The sequence below is a fragment of the Niastella caeni genome (assembly GCF_004834005.1).
Taxonomy (GTDB): Bacteria; Bacteroidota; Bacteroidia; order Chitinophagales; family Chitinophagaceae; genus Niastella; species Niastella caeni.
In genome coordinates this window covers 704,507-722,180 of sequence record NZ_STFF01000001.1, presented here as the reverse complement: position 1 = coordinate 722,180, position 17,674 = coordinate 704,507, and the positions used below count along the sequence as shown (strand labels likewise).

10 protein-coding genes are annotated in these 17,674 nt (G+C 45.6%); 7 read left to right on the top strand and 3 right to left on the bottom strand.

What is annotated here, in order from left to right:
• Positions 1–87 precede the first annotated feature (87 nt).
• The gene (locus FAM09_RS02820) at positions 88–1,041 is read left to right on the top strand and encodes a CvpA family protein (protein ID WP_136575555.1); all 954 of its coding nucleotides are present in this window, start codon (positions 88–90) and stop codon (positions 1,039–1,041) included.
• Between the two features lie 102 nt (positions 1,042–1,143).
• On the opposite strand, the gene FAM09_RS30865 is transcribed toward FAM09_RS02820, so the two are convergent.
• The gene (locus FAM09_RS30865; RefSeq protein WP_166437007.1) at positions 1,144–1,311 is read right to left on the bottom strand and encodes a hypothetical protein; all 168 of its coding nucleotides are present in this window, start codon (positions 1,309–1,311) and stop codon (positions 1,144–1,146) included.
• Positions 1,312–1,550: 239 nt separating this feature from the next.
• Here FAM09_RS30865 and proB point away from each other — a divergent pair, with 239 nt between their 5' ends.
• The 3 genes from proB to FAM09_RS02805 all read left to right on the top strand — a co-directional run bounded on the left by proB (position 1,551) and on the right by FAM09_RS02805 (position 8,136).
• The gene (proB, locus tag FAM09_RS02815; protein ID WP_136575554.1) at positions 1,551–2,585 is read left to right on the top strand and encodes a glutamate 5-kinase; all 1,035 of its coding nucleotides are present in this window, start codon (positions 1,551–1,553) and stop codon (positions 2,583–2,585) included.
• Positions 2,586–2,600: 15 nt separating this feature from the next.
• Positions 2,601–3,842 (top strand): glutamate-5-semialdehyde dehydrogenase, encoded by a 1,242-nt coding sequence (locus FAM09_RS02810; RefSeq protein ID WP_136575553.1) that lies wholly within the window; start codon positions 2,601–2,603, stop codon positions 3,840–3,842.
• A gap of 187 nt (positions 3,843–4,029) precedes the next feature.
• Positions 4,030–8,136, top strand: a complete 4,107-nt coding sequence (locus FAM09_RS02805) for a two-component regulator propeller domain-containing protein (RefSeq protein WP_243751570.1) — start codon at positions 4,030–4,032, stop codon at positions 8,134–8,136.
• A 181-nt stretch (positions 8,137–8,317) separates the two neighbouring features.
• Here FAM09_RS02805 and FAM09_RS02800 read toward each other — a convergent pair whose 3' ends face one another.
• On the bottom strand, positions 8,318–8,497 hold the full coding sequence (locus tag FAM09_RS02800; protein WP_136575551.1) for a hypothetical protein: 180 nt from the start codon (positions 8,495–8,497) through the stop codon (positions 8,318–8,320).
• Between the two features lie 719 nt (positions 8,498–9,216).
• Between FAM09_RS02800 and mgrA the strand changes: the two genes are divergently transcribed.
• The 3 genes from mgrA (at position 9,217) to FAM09_RS02785 (ending at position 13,912) form a co-directional block, all read left to right on the top strand.
• Positions 9,217–10,212 carry an L-glyceraldehyde 3-phosphate reductase gene (gene mgrA, locus FAM09_RS02795; RefSeq protein ID WP_136575550.1) on the top strand — a complete coding sequence of 332 codons (996 nt, stop codon included), beginning with the start codon at positions 9,217–9,219 and terminating at the stop codon, positions 10,210–10,212.
• Positions 10,213–10,591: 379 nt separating this feature from the next.
• On the top strand, positions 10,592–12,937 hold the full coding sequence (locus tag FAM09_RS02790) for a glycoside hydrolase family 2 TIM barrel-domain containing protein (protein ID WP_136575549.1): 2,346 nt from the start codon (positions 10,592–10,594) through the stop codon (positions 12,935–12,937).
• 78 nt (positions 12,938–13,015) lie between these two features.
• Positions 13,016–13,912: an aldo/keto reductase gene (locus FAM09_RS02785; RefSeq protein ID WP_136575548.1), complete on the top strand. Its 897-nt coding sequence runs from the start codon at positions 13,016–13,018 to the stop codon at positions 13,910–13,912.
• 94 nt (positions 13,913–14,006) lie between these two features.
• Here the strand turns inward: FAM09_RS02785 and FAM09_RS02780 are convergent, their stop codons facing one another.
• Positions 14,007–17,654, bottom strand: coding sequence for a DUF7948 domain-containing protein (locus FAM09_RS02780; RefSeq protein WP_243751569.1), 3,648 nt, complete (start codon positions 17,652–17,654; stop codon positions 14,007–14,009).
• Positions 17,655–17,674: the final 20 nt, after the last annotated feature.

Below are 17,674 nucleotides of genomic sequence, written 5' to 3'. Positions count from 1 at the left end.
CGCCCGATGTGAATCTTACCTGAGAACCCGAGAAAATACAATTCGTTCTGGTAGCATGGTTTTTTACTGGTAAATGCAAAGGCAGGTATGAACTGGATTGACATCTTGATACTTTTAATAGTGGCATACGGCGTTTGGGATGGCTGGCAAAAAGGTTTTATCCTGGAATTGCTTTATTTGCTGGGACTGATTGTCAGCATTGCAGCAACTTTTTTATTGTATCCATACCCTACTGTTTTTATCAACAAATACATACCCTACCTTGGCTCCTGGGCGTTGCCCCTTGCATTTATAGTCACCTATGTGCTTATGCGGGTGTTAACAAATTTGCTTATCAATAGAACATTGCACAACATACCCGTAGATGCCCATGGTCGCTGGGATAATAGGTTCCTTGGTATTCTTCCCGGTTTTGTTAATGGCGTTGCCCATGCGGTGATCGGGGCGGCTTTGATACTGGCATTACCGATCAGCAATAATATTTCCCAAAAAACACGCGAAAGCAAGTTTGTGGTAATGTTGTCGGTGCCTGCCGAATGGATAGAAACAAAATTATCGCTGATATTTGATGAAGTGGAGAGGACCATGAACCGGTTGACCGTAAAGCCAGGTTCAAATGAAACGGTGATACTTCCTTTTAAGGTGACGGTGGTACCGCCGCGGGCCGATCTGGAAGCGCGCATGTTAAGCTGGGTAAATGCCGAGCGCATAAAAGCGGGGTTGAACATACTGAAAGCCGATCCGGAGTTGACATTTGTTGCCCGCAAGCATTCGACAGATATGTTCAGGCAGGGATACTTTTCGCATGTTTCGCCCGATGGCAAAGGGCCGTTCGATCGCATGCATAATGATGGGGTGAAGTTTACCAATGCGGGAGAGAATATTGCCCTGGCGCCTACGCTCGATATTGCACATAGTGGATTGATGCATTCGCCGGGTCACCGCGCCAATATTCTTCGACCCGAATTTGGCCGTCTGGGTATCGGCATCGTAGATGGCGGAAAGTACGGATTAATGATCTCGCAGGAGTTTAGGAATTAGTTTCAGGTTCCAGGGTTCAGGTTCCAGGGTCCTCAGTGCAGCATGCATGCCGGGCAGATGATTTTCCCTGTAATTGGCAACCTGTAACCTGTAACAATGGTTTTACTTTCTCCCAAACAATTTACTAACCACAAAGAATATCAGGGCAATCACCCCCACTACTAAAATGATCCCCCACCACATACCCGCTTTAAAGATGGTTTCAATGGCCGCGCAACTACCATAAAATATCGTCATCAGCAGGAAGATAAATCCATAATACTTTTTCATATATCCTGTTTTGCCTATACTATCTAAAAGGATGTGCCTGTTGTAAAATATTGATATTCATTTTGTTTTCTGCGTTTTGTGTAGAATTTATTACCCGAAGATGCTGAATACAGCTATAAGCTGCAAGCTGCAGGCAGTAAGCAAATACAGCTTAAGGCTTATGGCTTAAAGCGTAATGCTTTGCTGCATTTTCCTTGTTGCCTCGTTGCCTTTATGCCTCGTTGCCTTAATTTTGCCGCATGCAAAAACCGGTTATTGTAATTAAGCTTGGCACAGCGGTCATAACCAATGAAGAAGGCGTTATTAGTCATTCCATTATTAAAAAAGTTGCGGCTGGCATTGCCGAATTGTTTTCCAGTCATCGCGTGGTGCTGGTATCCAGTGGCGCCGTGGGGAGTGGAAAAGTATTTATTCAAAATTATAAAGGCAGCATCACCGAACGCAAGGCGGCCGCAGCAGTGGGCAACCCCTTACTGATACAATTATACCAGAAACATTTTTCCAAATACGACATACCCGTTGCACAGGCTTTGTGCGAACGGCATCACTTCAGCAACCGTTTTCAGTTCGTTCAGTTAAAAGAAACTTTTGAGGCTTTTTGGCAGAACGGCATTTTGCCCATTGTAAATGAAAATGACCTGGTGAGCAATGTGGAGCTGAAGTTCTCCGATAACGATGAACTGGCGACCCTCATTGCCGTAGGCTTTGATGCAGAAACGCTCATTATCTGCACCTCCGTTGGCGGATTTATGGATGATGCAAAGAACATCATTCCCCGCGTTGAAAAAATCGATGGCAAAGTGATGGGCTATGTGCAAACCGGTAAAAGCAGTCTGGGTTTGGGCGGCATGACCTCCAAACTCACCTTTACCCGGCTGGCCACTTCGCTGGGGATACAGGTGATCATTTGCGGACTGAATGGAAAAGCGCCTTTTGCCGATGCGCTGGCTGGCGAAAACGGAACTACCTTTGTATCGCAGGCGTCTAATTTAAAGACCCGTCAAAAATGGCTGGCCAGTGGTTCTATAACGCTGGGCACTATTTCGGTCGACAAGGGCGCGGTGAAAGCGTTGCGTCAGCGCCGGAGTTTGCTCACCGTAGGCGTTACCAATGTGCAGGGAAAATTTGCTGCGGGTGAAGTAGTGCAAATTAAAGATGAGGAAGAGAACATCATTGGCGTTGCCAAAGTAAAGCTGGATACGGCTGCTATCCGCGACGGCATTTCGCAAAAGAATGTACTGGCAGCGCATGCTGATGATATTGTAATTTTCTAAAAAGGCCTGAATAACATGAGCTCGATACAACCATTAATAGTTAAAACCTGGAAAGCCGCTATCAACCTGCGGCAGGCATCAGATAAACAACTCAAAGCAACCTTATTGCAACTGGCAGATGCATTGGAAAAGAACAGTGCGGCGATCCTGAAAGCCAATCAACTGGATGTAGAGAAACAAGACCCCAATAATCCGCGGGTCGACAGGCTGTTGTTAAACAAACAACGCATTGCCGGCATTGCCAACAGTATTCGTAAGATCAGCAGGTTACCTAACCCTTCCGGTAAAACGCTGGAAAAGCGCCGCCTCGATAATGGGTTGTTGCTGGAAAAGGTCTCCGTGCCATTGGGCGTAGTGGGCGCTATCTATGAATCAAGACCAAATGTAACCTTTGATATTGCCGCGCTTTGCTTGCGCAGCCAAAATGGTTGTGTATTGAAAGGAAGCAGCGAAGCCGATAACACCAACCAGGTGGCTGTTCGCCTCATTAAAAAAGTATTGAGGGCAAACGATATCGATCCGGATTGTGTAACCCTGTTGCCAGCAGATCGCGAAACCGTGCAGGAATTGTTTACTGCAACCAAATACGTTGATGTGCTGATTCCGCGCGGATCAGATTCGCTGATACAATTTGTAAGAAAGAACAGCCTGGTGCCGGTGATTGAAACAGGAGCGGGCGTTTGTCACGTGTATGTAGAAAAAGAAGCGGCGATAAAAAAAGCAGTGAATATTGTGGTGAACGCCAAAGTATCGCGTCCTTCTGTGTGCAATGCTATGGATACAATACTGGTTGATGAACCGGTGGCGGCTGCATTTCTGAAACAGTTGCAGCCAATGTTCAGCGAGCACCAGGTAGAAGTGTTTGCCGATGCCAAAGCCCATAAATTATTAAAAGGCTATCCGCACTTGCAGAAAGCAACACCGGAAGACTTCAACCGCGAATTCCTGAGCCTGAAGTGTGCTGTAAAAGTGGTAAAGAATATTGATGAGGCCCTGGAACATATTCGCGAACATTCAACCAAACACTCTGAAGCCATTGTTTCCAACAATAAAAAACACTGCGCCCGCTTTTTACAGGAAGTAGATGCGGCCACGGTATATACCAATGCCTCTACCCGTTTTACCGATGGCGAAGAAATGGGCTTAGGCGCCGAGATCGGTATTTCAACCCAGAAGTTACATGCCCGCGGCCCTTTTGCATTGGAAAAGCTGGTTACTGAAAAATGGTTGTTACAGGGAAATGGACAGGTAAGATAGTTACCAGGTGCCTGTTACCAGGTGACAGCCGCGGCTCAGGGAAGTATGCTGTTATGCCGAGTTTTCGAATTATAGCCCCGGAAACCGGAAACTGGTACCCGGTGACTGCCTTTTTTGTGTAAATTTATTGTTTAAAATTACCTATTATCATTAGGACTGCGACTGCCTTTTTACAATGACTAACCGCTTGCTGATAACAATAATTGCCTGCTTAGTAATCCTTTTTCCTGTATTTGCATATGCACAACCCGCGCAATATCCTTTTTCTCACCTCGACGTTTCCGACGGTTTGTCACATAACCAGGTTACCACCATTATAAAAGACGCTAAAGGTTTTATGTGGTTTGGCACCGCTTCGGGGTTGAACCGGTATGATGGGTATACCTTTAAAGTCTTCCGCCATAAAGAGAACGATTCCACCTCTATCAATGACGACCTGGTCGTAAAGATCCAGGAAGGGCCGCATAATAAATTCTGGATCGACACCCGGAATGGCCAAAGCATTTTTGACCCCGTTTCAGAAAAAGCCAGCAATAATACCCTTGCCTGGTGCCGGCAATTGTTGTTGCCTGCCGCGCCTGTTACCGATATTGTAAAAGATAAACAAGGTTGTTTCTGGTTTGCCCAAACAGGATATGGGCTCAGCCGGTATAACCCGGCGGCACATACGGTGAACCGGTTCGCACGCCAGCCAGGAAAGAATACGCCCGATATTGCCGATTTAGCGGAAGATAAAGCGGGAAATGTGTGGGTCATTTACAGCGATGGCCTGCTGGAAGCATATAATACGGCCTCGGCAAAAATGATCTATAGTAAAACCGGTTTATTTAAACCGCGTGACGACCTGCGATACCGGTTATTTGCCGATGCAGAAAGCGATCTGTGGGTATATACCTATGGTTATCCGCAGGGAGTTTTTTGTTACAGCAACAAAAATAACAGCCTTATACATTATCAGCGCGAAGCAGCAACCACCCGGTTAAACAACAACCTGGTCACCGGCATTCAACAGGATAATAACGGTATGATCTGGATCATCACCGACCATGGTGGCGTTAACCTGCTGAGTAAAAAAGCGGGGTCAATCTGGTACCTGGAGAATAAACCGGAAGATATAAAGAGCATTAGCCAGAACAGCATCAATGCTATTTATCGCGATAATACCGGTATCATCTGGCTCGGTACATATAAAAAGGGCATTAGCTATTACCACGAGAACATCATCAAGTTTCCGGTTTACCGGCACTTGTTAACTGATAAACATAGTTTGCCTTTTGATGATGTGAATCGTTTTGTAGAAGATGATAAAGGCAACCTGTGGATCGGCACCAATGGAGGCGGGCTTATTTATTACGATCGCACCACCGGCGGTTTTCGCACGTATAAACACAACCCGGGCAATGTAAACAGCATCAGCAATGATGTAATTGTAAGTTTATGCATTGACCATAATAAAAAACTATGGATCGGGTCGTATTATGGCGGACTGGATTGCTACGACGGGAAAAACTTTATTCACTATAAAAATGATCCGGCCGATACCACCAGCATTTCTGATAACAGCATCTGGGAAATTTATGAAGATGCGCAACAACAATTATGGATCGGCACCCTGAGCGGTGGGTTGAACCGCTTTGACCCTAATTCAAAAAAATTCTATCATTACCGCAAAAGCCCGCGTGGGTTGAATTCAAATTACATTGCTGCATTGGCCGAAGACCAGGAAGGCAATTTGTGGATAGGTACCGAGTCAGGCATTAGTGTAATGAATAAACAAACAGGCGGGTTTACGTATTATGCGCATGATTCAAAAGATCCCCGTAGCCTGAGTAACAGTAACATAACGGCTTTGCTGAAAGACGCCAGGGGTCAGATGTGGGTAGCTACGCGCGATGGATTGAATTATTTTGATAGGGCCAGCAACTCCTTCCGTCATTTTAACCAGGCAGATGGGTTGTCGGAAAATAATATCCTCACGCTGATGGAGGATAACGGTCATGCCTTATGGTTAGGCACCACCAATGGCCTTTCCAGGGCCTGGATACAAATAAGACCAAAAGGCGACATGGTGGTGCAGTTCAGGAATTATGATGAGCGCGATGGATTACAGGGCCGCGAGTTCAATGAAAATGCAGCGCTAAAAACAAAGCGGGGTGAATTGATATTTGGCGGCGCCAATGGGTTCAATATCATCAATCCGGAAGCGATTGCCCACAATACCATTGTACCTGATGTAGTGCTTACCGATCTGCGGGTGTTTGATAAAAGTCCGCAACCCGGCGAAGTGATCAATAACCGGGTACTCTTGACAACGGCTATTTCAGAAATAAAAGAAATTACGCTGAAGTATCACGAGAATATTTTCTCGCTGGAATTTGCCGCGCTCAATTATTCGAACCCTGAAAAAAATCAATACGCGTACAAACTGGAAGGATTTAATAATGACTGGCTAACAACTGATGGAACGCATCGCACTGTAACGTATACGAACCTGGATCCCGGTAAATACACCTTCAGGGTGAAGGCCAGTAATGGCGATGGGGTATGGAATGAAGAAGGCACAGCTTTGGTTGTTACCATTCTGCCGCCCTTCTGGAAAACCATTCCGGCTTTTATTATCTATGCATTGTTGGTGGCCGCCATTTTATTTGCCGCCCGCCGGTTGACCATTCAACGCGCGCACATGCGTTTTCAACTGGCGCAACAGAAAAGGGAAGCGGAACGCGTACATGAACTTGACCTGTTGAAACTGAAATTCTTTACCAACGTAAGTCATGAGTTCAGAACGCCTTTATCATTGATCATGGCGCCGGTAGAGAAGATGCTGAAACATTCCAATGAACCGGAACAGAAAAAACAGTACCAGTTAATTTATCGCAATGCACGGCGGTTACTGGCGTTGGTGAACCAACTGCTCGATTTCAGAAAGCTCGAAATGCGGGAACTGCGGCTGTACCCATCATTGGGCGATGTTGTATCATTTGTAAAAGAGGTCGCTTTTTCTTTTACCGATATGGCTGGCGCCCGGCACATCACTTTTAATTTTACTACACACATACCGTCGTTGCAGATCTCTTTTGATTCCGACAAGCTCGAACGCATATTATTCAACCTGCTTTCCAATGCATTTAAGTTTACGCCTGAGCATGGTTACATAGAGGTAATGGTCGGATTGCAACAGGGTAGTGGCGACAGCCAAAATACGCAATATGTTTCCATCCAGGTAAAGGATAGTGGTATCGGTATTCCGGCAGAAGACCAGGACAAAATATTCGAACGGTTCTTCCAGCACGATGTACCCGGCAGCATCCTGAACCAGGGCAGTGGTATCGGGTTGGCCATTTCCAAAGAGTTTGTGCGGCTGCACCAGGGAATTATTTCGGTGGCAAGCGAACCCGGTAAGGGAACTTGTTTTACTGTGTTGTTGCCGGTTGCAGCACCAGCAACAGAACCGGTTGTGGCTGTCAGTGAGGAAGTAGTAACGCCCGCTACCGAAGAGCAAACGGAACTTTCCGGAAAAGGCGGCCGTAAGAAACCGGTTATACTTATTGTGGATGATAATGAAGACATCCGGTTCTACCTGAAAGATAACCTGCGCCGGAATTACACCGTGTATGAGGCTGTGAATGGCGCGGAAGGCTGGGAAAAAACAAAACAGGTTCAACCCGACCTGATCGTGAGTGATGTTATGATGCCGGTAATGGATGGCATGAAACTGTGCCGCACCATAAAGCATGATAAAAATACATCACATATCCCTGTTATCCTGTTAACGGCGCGGTCAGCGGCAGAACCCAAGCTCGAAGCATTCCAGGTAGGCGCCAACGATTATGTGACCAAGCCGTTTAGTTTTGAAATGCTGCAATCGCGCATCAGGAACCTGCTGGCGCAGCAGGAATCCATGCGAAAGTTATTTCAAAAACAGGTAGAGGTAAACCCTTCCGAAATAAGCATTACTTCAGTAGATGAGCAATTCATCCGGCAATCGATAGAAACGGTAGAACAGCATATTTCCGAACCTGAGTTTTCGGTTGAAGACCTGAGTCGCGCATTGCATATGAGCCGTGTGGCCCTGTATAAAAAGCTATTGGCATTGACCGGTAAATCGCCGTTGGATTTTATTAAGACCATTCGCCTGAAAAGGGCCGTCCAGTTGCTGGAAAAAAGCCAGTATACCATTTCAGAAATTGCCTATGAAGTGGGCTTTAACAATCCCAAATACTTTGCGCGTACTTTCAAGAAGGAATTTGGGGTGCTGCCATCGGAGTATACTGCAAACCCCCCAACCCCCTGAAGGGGGAGCAATACCCCACAGTCCGCCAGTTAGCGACAAAAAAAAATCCTTTCATTTTTTAAAGTAGTGGGAGCTGTATTTTATAACGAGTTCTGAAGTTTAAAAATTCCCCCTTTAGGGGCTAGGGGGTAAAATAAAGGCCGCCTGTTCGACGACCTTTTGTATATAAAGAATCCTGTGTTTAGTGTTTCTTTTGCTGCCCCGGTGCATATGCTTTGGCTGATTTCGATCCGGTAATTTTTTTAGCTTGTCCGGGCGGAAGCCGGTGTGTTTTGGGTGTTGACTTTACTACTACAACTTTGCGATGACAACTGCTGCCAAATATTACAATCATTGCCAACACATAAACTAAATAGTTCATCTATCAGGTTATTGAATTTTTTAAAATGAGGCATTTATAAAAAACAATTATAATATTATTTTTTTTATTATCCAATACCTATTTGCGCATGTTAACATTTCAATACCCTGAAAATAACATTTCACTACCCTCACATTATAGTTCAAAAGGTACTTTAGCCGCCTGGTTCACAGGAATTGCCGGCAATACGGGATATAATTTTTATTCCGCTGTGTTTTGGCAAACCCTTTGTTGAAAAACGATTGCTATCCATGCCTTTTCCTTTTTCCAGGTTGTCAGCCTGTCTGCAACCTGGATTTTTTTGCAGCTTTCTGCAAATTTTACGGTCCAATCTCCCCGGCTCGTAAGTCCTTCCTTTGTAAGTGGCTTATTCCTTGTTGTGCAATCAGTTATCTCGCCAAATGCTTGCTGCGCCTGTTATAAATTGTAGAAAGAACAGTTGTTAGTTTGTTGAACTACATAATTAAATAAGGGATGTAGCGTTTAACAATATGTATAGATTCAACCATTAAACCAGGGCGTGATCTTGTATGGAGGCATACTGTCAAATCCCGGCAACTAAGTATTATTCTATATCTATACGTACTTAATTAGTAGTAATAAGCGTTATATATATTACGCATTGAACACACCGGTTATGTGCAGAGAAATCAATGCTAATGAGGCTTCAGGATCAAGTACTTTTCAACTTTTCAAATTGCATTAATCAATAACTTAAGATGGCATATACCCCGTCTTCGGCCCGTTATGACTCCATGACGTATAATCGTTGCGGCAATAGCGGTTTATTATTGCCTGCTTTATCGTTAGGGTTGTGGCATAATTTCGGAGGTGTAGACGATTTCAAGATCGCACGTCGGATCGTACGACATGCTTTCGATAAGGGGATCACGCACTTCGACCTGGCCAATAATTACGGGCCGCCGCCCGGTTCGGCTGAAGAGAACTTCGGGGCCATGTTGAAGAAGGATTTTTCCGGTAACCTGCGCGATGAGCTGATCATTTCAACCAAGGCAGGTTATGTAATGTGGCCGGGACCATACGGCAATTGGGGATCGAGGAAATATCTGATGGCGAGCCTCGATCAAAGTTTAAAAAGGATGCGAATAAGTTATGTTGATATTTTTTATTCGCATCGGCCTGATCCTGATACGCCGCTGGAAGAAACTATGATGGCCTTACATGACATTGTGAAAAGCGGAAAAGCACTGTATGCCGGCATATCGAATTACAAAGCGCCCGAAGCAAAAAAAGCGCTGGAGATCTTGAAAAAGGCGGGAACACCTTGCCTCATACATCAACCAAAATATTCGATGTTTGAAAGGTGGGTTGAGAACGGGTTGTTAGATGTGCTGGAAGAATATGGTGTAGGTTGTATTCCGTTTTCACCGTTGGCTCAGGGGTTGTTAACAGACCGCTATCTGAAAGGCATACCCGATAATTCAAGAGCATCGAAGGCGCATGGTTTTTTAAAGGCCAATGATATTACACCTGAGAAGGTGCAGAAAATACAGCAACTGAATGAGGTTGCCAAACGACGTGATCAAACGCTGGCGCAAATGGCCCTGAGCTGGTTGTTGAAAGATAAAAGAGTAACCACTGTTTTGATAGGCGTAAGTTCAACAGAACAGTTAGACAATAACCTTGCCTGCCTGGGCAACACGCAGTTCAATAAGGCAGAACTGGAAGAGATAGAGTTGATATTGAAGGGCTAAGAAAGGCAAGACAAAGCAACATTTGTTAGTAATACGATCAGTAAAATATAAGAACATTGAAAGGCTTTAAAACGCTTAGACAAAACAAAATTTAGTATTATATTGCACCGTTCGTAAAGACTACCTAAAGATGTTTCCTGTAAAGCAATGTGTGCGTGGCTTTTGTTGAAAGGGAAAGTACCAATCCTATTCAAAGAAGCCGTACCGCAAACCACATTACTCCTGCAAGAAGCACGTATAACCCCGCCACCAAAAACCGCAGAGAAGAATAACCGTTGAGGTATTCTTACTTGCCGGCTGGTTATATAGATCTGGTCAGTAGTTTTTATACGGTTAGGTCTGATATCTTATTTAGTAGCTACTTATCCATACACCTGAAATGAAAAAGACTATCCTGCATTTTTTAATCATGCATGGGATTTTAGCCCAGGCGCTTGCACAGGGAAGTGCAACTCCCCAACATTTAGGGACTGATAAAGACCACTCCAGTTTGTGGGGTCTATATGGTTCCAATGATCGTGCTAATAATAATTTTAAGACCAAGATACCGCTGCCTGGCTCGCTGGGACAGCAGGGGCTTGGTAATAATTATGCCGGCACGGTCGCTAACAATAGAGTATTCGATTCTTATATAGAACGGGTAACTATTGACGCTAAAGCATCTGGTAATTTCACCATGCAGGTGTTTAGCAAGAATATACAATCCGGTCAATCCATCGAGTTCCAGGTATTGGATCCAAACGGAAAACCGTTGGCTGATCCTGTACCGGTAACAGCCGCAGACAATGCGGAAGTTAAAAAGGAGTTTTCCATGATCAGAACATGGAACCCGGAGAACCCGCACCTATACACTGCAGTATTAACCTTAAAAGACGCATCTCATCAAGTATTATACACTTTTACTAAAAAATTCGGATTCAGAACTGTTGAATCAAAGCCTGACGGTATCTATGTTAATGGCGTAAAGGTCATCTTCAAAGGTATCAACCGGAAGAGCGCAGATCTGGGTAATGCCCGTACATCTGAAGAAGCTTACCTGGCTGATATCAACACCATGAAGGACCTGAACATGAATGCCGTTCGGTTGTCTTACTATCCGGTAGATCCTCATTACTTCGACCTTTGTGATTCAATCGGCTTGTTCGTTATCAGCGAGTTGACCGGTCCCGATCCAAAGAAGATGATAAAAGATGTTGTGTTCAGTGGTTTGAACCATCCTTCCGTTGTGTGCTGGTCAACCGGTGTTGAACATGCAAGCAATAAAGAACTGGATAAAGAATTTGCTACTTATGATGTGCAAAACCGCTACGTTATGCACCCCGTGAATAAAAGCGGTGATAAAAAGAATTCCGATTTCAATTCAGTTGCCAATTCGATCCTGTACGGTACAGAGGCATTTATACCTACAGAAATAGGCAACGGTATATATAATGGCGGTCGCGCGGCCGGTTTAGAAGAGTTCTGGGCAGAAGCAAGCAAGTCGTCTAAATTTTCTGGTAGCTTCTTGACTTCTTACAAAGATGAAAATGGCATTGAATCTGTAAGCGGATTCGATCCCAAATCGAAAGAAAAATGGGCAAGCTATTACACTATTAAGGAAATATGGGCGCCCATGAGTTTTGATATCAGCAGCATCAGTTCTTCCTTTAATGGTACGCTGAATGTTGAAAACAAATTCCTGTATACCAACCTGAGCAGATTAAAATTCACCTATAAGCTCGCACTGTTTCCTAAAGCAACCCAGAAAACACTGGATCCATTGATCATTGAAGAAGGAACGGTAGCTTCACCTTATACAGGTCCTGGCGAAAAAGGTCAGTTGAAGTTCAATTTCCAGAATCCTTTTATCCATGCAGATGCCCTGGTGCTCACTGCAGTGGATAGAAATGACAAAGAGATCTTCACCTGGACTTTCCCCATCCGCAAACCGGAAGATGTTGTTAAAACCAGCCCTGAAGTAGCTTCCATTTCCACCATCATGCTTACTGAAGATGACGCCTTCCTGTCGCTGGTATGCGATGGTATTAACTATATTTTCGACAAAAAGAGCGGCAATATAACCAAGGTATACGTAGGTAAACGTGATCTGCCTTTCAACGGTCCGTTCCTGGCAGGTATCAATAATGGTTATTCCCTGGCCGACTTTAAACACCTGGTAAAAGATAACACCCACACCGTGGAGGCTATCTACAAAGGAGAGAACTCCCTTTCGGTAAAATGGACGTTCCACACAGGCGACCTGCCTAAGATGGAGTACCAATATTCAATGAAATCTCCCGGTGAATATGTAGGTATTACTTTCAAATATCCCGAAGAGAAGATCGTAGGCATGAAGTGGATGGGCCGTGGTCCCTTCCAGGTTTGGAAAAACCGCCTGAAAGGTCAGCAATTGGGTGTATGGGAGAAAGCCAACCGCAACAATGCTGAGTTCAAAGGCTGGCATGCCGATATCTACTGGATCCAGTTCCAGACAAACATGGGTAACTTTACTTTCTATACCGATCAGCAAAACATGTTCCTGCAAATGTTCAGCCCATTGAAACAAGGCGCTGCCCTGTTGAACGAGTTCAGCAAAGAGCCATTCCCTGATAATGGTAACATCGGGTTCATGCATCAGATCAGCGGCCTAGGTACCAAACCCGGTGAAAAAGAAGTGGCTTCCAAAAGCCTGAAAAGCGCGAACGAACAGTTGTCTGGTACCATTTATTTCGACTTCAGATGGTAATATAGTACTACGTTAAATAAGATGACCCCGACGACACCGTCGGGGTTTTTTTATATGCTTTTGTACGAACTTTAGGCCATGGAATATGCGCCTTTAGGAAAATCAGATCTGCTTATCAGCCGCATAGGCTTTGGTTGTATGTCGCTCGGCGATGATGATGCCGTTAATGAAACCATCTTACACCGGGCTATTGACCTCGGGATTAATTTCTTTGATACTGCCGACTTGTATGCGAAAGGGATGAATGAAATCTCAGTAGGCAAAGCGCTTAAACCAAACCGCAATAAAGTATACATCGCTTCCAAGGTGGGCAACCAATGGCGGGCTGATGGCAGTGGGTGGAACTGGAATCCACGTAAAGCATACATCCTTTCTCAGGTAGAAGGCAGCTTGCAGCGCCTGCAAACCGATTATATCGACCTGTATCAATTGCATGGCGGTACCATCGACGATCCCATCGATGAAACCATTGAAGCGTTTGAACAGTTGAAGCAACAGGGTAAGATCAGGCATTATGGCATTTCGTCTATTCGTCCCAATGTAATCCGTGAATATATTAAACGCTCGAATATCGTGAGCGTAATGATGCAGTATAGCTTATTAGACCGCCGGCCCGAAGAAACCTGCCTGTCGTTACTGCAGGAAAATAACCTCGGCGTATTGGCAAGAGGGGCCGTGGCACAAGGCCTATTGGTTAATAAACCAATGAAAGCTTATCTGAATTATGCTCCACAACAGGTTGAACAAGCGGCTGCCGCTATTCATGCCATCTCAAATAATAAACGCAATGCAGCGCAAACGGCCATGCGGTATGCGTTACAACATCCGGCGGTTACAGCAGCCGTGGCCGGCCTTAGCACCCTGCAACAGTTGGAAGAGGCCGTAAGAACGTTGGAAACGCCAATGCTTACGCAGGAGGAAATAACAATGTTGCATGGGGTGGTTGCCGCTAATACTTATGAACAACATCGTTAAGATGAATGGTCAATGGTGAATGGCATGTTACAAGTTGCAGGTTGCAAGTTACAAGGAATACAAACCCCTGTAACCTGAAACTGGTAACCTGTAATTATCTTATCAGGGTAATATCGCCTGTTTTACGTAACGTCTTCCCGTCAAAAAACTCTACGTCTAACGTATAGGCATACACATCCATGGGTTGCGGCTGGCCTTTATACGTGCCATCCCAACCTATGCGGCGGTCCTGGGTTTCAAACACCAGTTTTCCCCAACGGTTATAAATTTTCCAGTTCATTTTGGCAATGCCAAAACCGGCTACGGTTACAAAGCTGTTGCGGCCAAAGCGTCCTGGCGTAAAGGCGTTGGGTACGTCGAGCAGGGGATTGATCAATGCCTGCACGGGTTTGCAGGCGGTATCGCTACAACCATTCTCCGAATATGCAACCAGGCAGGCCTCAAAGGTGCCGGTAGCATTATACTGATGGTGTACCGTGTCGGCTGTTTTCTTTATAACAGAATCGCCATCGCCAAAGAACCAGCGATACTCTATTGCGCCGGTTGACAAATTGGTAAAAATGGCAGGTTGGTTTACGTTCGGTGGTACAGGAGAAACCGAGAAGTCGGCTATGGGTAACGGATATACGGTTATATCCATTGAAGTGGAATCAATTATATTACAGGTGTTGCTGTCAATAACAACCAGGGTTACATGATAGGTGTTCACGTTCACATATTCATGGGTGGGGTTTACTTCGGTTGACGTTGTGCCATCCCCAAAGTTCCAGAAGAACTGTTGCCCTGCCAGGGAAGTATTGTTGAACACCGCGGTATAGGGTGCGCAGCCCTGGGGTGGGGTTTCAAACCGCGCATCAACCAATGGCGATACGCGTAATTCCTGGCTTATGGAGTCTGGTGAATTACAATACGCCGTATCATGCAAAATAAGTTTCGCTATATACGTGCCGGGCGACGCATAGGAATGTTGGGCCGTTAAGTTGCCGGGTGTTATGCGGGTACCATCCCCAAAGTCCCAGGTAAAACTGCTGGCTTTAAATGGCTTACCGGGCGGGAAGGTAGTGGTATTTTCAAATTCATAATTCAGCGACTCACAGGGCAGTAATTTCGTGACGTCGAAAGCAAGGTTCGCCTTATCGTCACGCACATGAATATTTAAATAAGCAGTGTCGCGGATATTACAGGTAGAAGAGTCAACAGCGATCAGGCGAACCTGGAAAATGCCCACTCTATTGTAGGTGTGGGTAACATTAAAATTGGTGGTATTTACTTCTGGTGAACCATCGCCGAAATTCCATTCATAGCTTCTGGCATCAAGCACGGTATCCCTGAACGTAAGCTCGAATGGAACGCAGCCCACTGTATCGAACATGCCGTTAAAATAAGCTTTGGGGCCTGAGCCTACGCCCGAAAAATTAAAGAGTATTTTAACCGCGCCCAGGTTGCATCCATTGTTCCCTGTTCCATTTACTGAGGACCAGGCTCCCGGAGTTGTAGGATAGTTTCTTGTAATGGGCAAATTGGCAGGGCTTCCATAACAGTTGGCGCAGATGGCCTGATAGATAGCACCCTGTGCATCGAAGCGGCTGGTGCCGCCATCCACATGCTCGCCTAAACCGCCATCCTGCCCAAAGTAACTGCCATATAACAACGAAGCCGCATTTCTTTCCAGAACAATGAAATAAAAGTCCCGGTCGTCTGTCACCGTTTTTAATGCATCTGGTGTAACAGGCATATTCCGCACGCCACCCATGTCATACGGATCATTGTCTGGCGTCATCCAGCCACCCCAGCCGGAAACATATACATTCTCGCAACGGTCTACCAGGAACGCTACCGGTGAAATGTTCGGCTTGGCGCCGTTTCCGAATATGGTTGAATATTCTATGCCTGTAAGATCAGGTCTCAATTTGGTTATAAACTGCCTGGAACCGGCATTACTATAGGCGGCATTGATCACCGGCCAGGTGCCCCGGGTTGAGCCCAATACATAGGGAAAATAGTTCCGGTCGAATTGAATGCCAAATATCAGGTCCTCCTGTTGGGTGCCCAGATAAGTGCTTCGTTGCAGTGTAGTGCCGTCGTTTGAAATGATAGACACATAGCCATCTATACCACCAACCAGGGTATCATTGATAACCCCGTTCCTGAAGCCCGCCACGGTACCCGGAAAATCACTGCTGGAAGTAGCGCCGGCCACATAGATCTCGTTTGTGTTTGGCCGTAATGCCAATACAAACGCAGCATCGTCGCCCGCTCCGCCTAAAAAGGTGCTCCAGATGACGCTGTTGCAATCGGGCGCTATTTTAAGTACAACGCCATCCTGGGAGCCTTTCCTGTTTTTTTCAAAACCATTCCCGATCATCGGAAAATCTGATTGCGTTTGTCCGGCTACATAAATGTAACCGGCATCGTCCAGGATCACTTCACTGTGCGAATCGTCGCCATAATGCGTGAGCAGCGAGTTGGTCTTATGGTCGTTGCTCTCCATCTGGTCTTCAATATTCACCCCGTCGTTACCCGGGCCGCCAAGACGTAAAGAGCCAATTAATGCCGAACCGGCGGCGTTTAATTTGGTTACAACCATATCGCAACCACCGCCTGAGCCCACCAGGGTGCCGGGATAGTCGGTAGAATAGGTTCTGCCCAGGACCACCAGGTTACCTTGTGCATCGCTGTACAAACTGTGTGGATAATCATCGGCACTACCGCCAATGTAAGTGGCATAAATGCGGTTGGCGCCATTGGGACTGAATTTAAAAATGCCGATATCACAACCCCTTGCGCCGCCGAGGGTAAACGTTGTTTTATACGCCCCGGGCGAGGTAGGGAATCCGGCACCGTATACAATACTGCCTGAAAATAATGATCCGTCGGGCCCGGGTGTGGCCGTAAAACCAAATTCGTTAGCCGTACTTCCGGTAAAGGAAGAGAATACAATGGAAGGATCGATCACCAGCGTGCTGGTTTTTGAATAGGCGCCTGTTTTGAACCGCACCGTATTCTTTCCTTCCAGTTTATAAGAACAGGATGTTTCCTGTTTGCCATGCACATTGTCGAACTGGTAGGTATAAGGGTACAATTCACGTACCTCGCCCACACTTGTTTTAATAACCAGTTCGCGGTTCTTTATTGATAGTTTATCGGCCCCGTCGTATTGCATTACGATATTGTTCACATCGCCGCCGGGGTTCACAATAATATCGTACTTCAAACGGCCGCTCTCAGAGTAATACCGTACATCGATATTGGGATAAATATTTTTATACAGGATCGCCTGGCAGCTTATTACTTTGCTTCGCCATTTGGAAGGATCTTTACCAATGAGATAATTGCTGATGCCGGGCATTACTTTGTCGGGGACCATTTCGGGGTTGGCGGCAGCGCCAATGAATTGCACTTTGTAAGCATGCGATCGTAAGGTATATGTAGAATCCAGCCTACGCGGAGTGGTATTGTTCTTTGCCTGTATGCCTTTGCCGGTAAGCTGCCCTTTGAGGTTATTCAATGACTCGCTATGGTTATCATAAACCTGCTTCAGGTCGGTGGTATTATGTTGAACAACGGTGAAACCGTTTTTATGCAGGTAAAAGTTACCGGTAGGCAAATCGCCTTTGAATCGTACCTGGTTATCCCACTGTCCTTTATTCTCAACGAATTCAAATGTAGAAGGGCCCTGGGCGGCCAATTGTGTAACGCCTGTAATGCACAGGGCTACAGCGATCAGACTTTTCTTAACCAAAATTCGTGTTTTCAAAGTGT

What these genes read in the sequence shown, in the direction of transcription:
- FAM09_RS02820 (WP_136575555.1), top strand. Translation starts at nt 88, where the DNA reads ATGAACTGGATTGACATCTTGATACTTTTAATAGTGGCATACGGCGTT.
- FAM09_RS30865 (WP_166437007.1), bottom strand. Translation starts at nt 1,311, where the DNA reads ATGAAAAAGTATTATGGATTTATCTTCCTGCTGATGACGATATTTTAT.
- proB (WP_136575554.1), top strand. Translation starts at nt 1,551, where the DNA reads ATGCAAAAACCGGTTATTGTAATTAAGCTTGGCACAGCGGTCATAACC.
- FAM09_RS02810 (WP_136575553.1), top strand. Translation starts at nt 2,601, where the DNA reads ATGAGCTCGATACAACCATTAATAGTTAAAACCTGGAAAGCCGCTATC.
- FAM09_RS02800 (WP_136575551.1), bottom strand. Translation starts at nt 8,497, where the DNA reads ATGAACTATTTAGTTTATGTGTTGGCAATGATTGTAATATTTGGCAGC.
- mgrA (WP_136575550.1), top strand. Translation starts at nt 9,217, where the DNA reads ATGGCATATACCCCGTCTTCGGCCCGTTATGACTCCATGACGTATAAT.
- FAM09_RS02790 (WP_136575549.1), top strand. Translation starts at nt 10,592, where the DNA reads ATGAAAAAGACTATCCTGCATTTTTTAATCATGCATGGGATTTTAGCC.
- FAM09_RS02785 (WP_136575548.1), top strand. Translation starts at nt 13,016, where the DNA reads ATGGAATATGCGCCTTTAGGAAAATCAGATCTGCTTATCAGCCGCATA.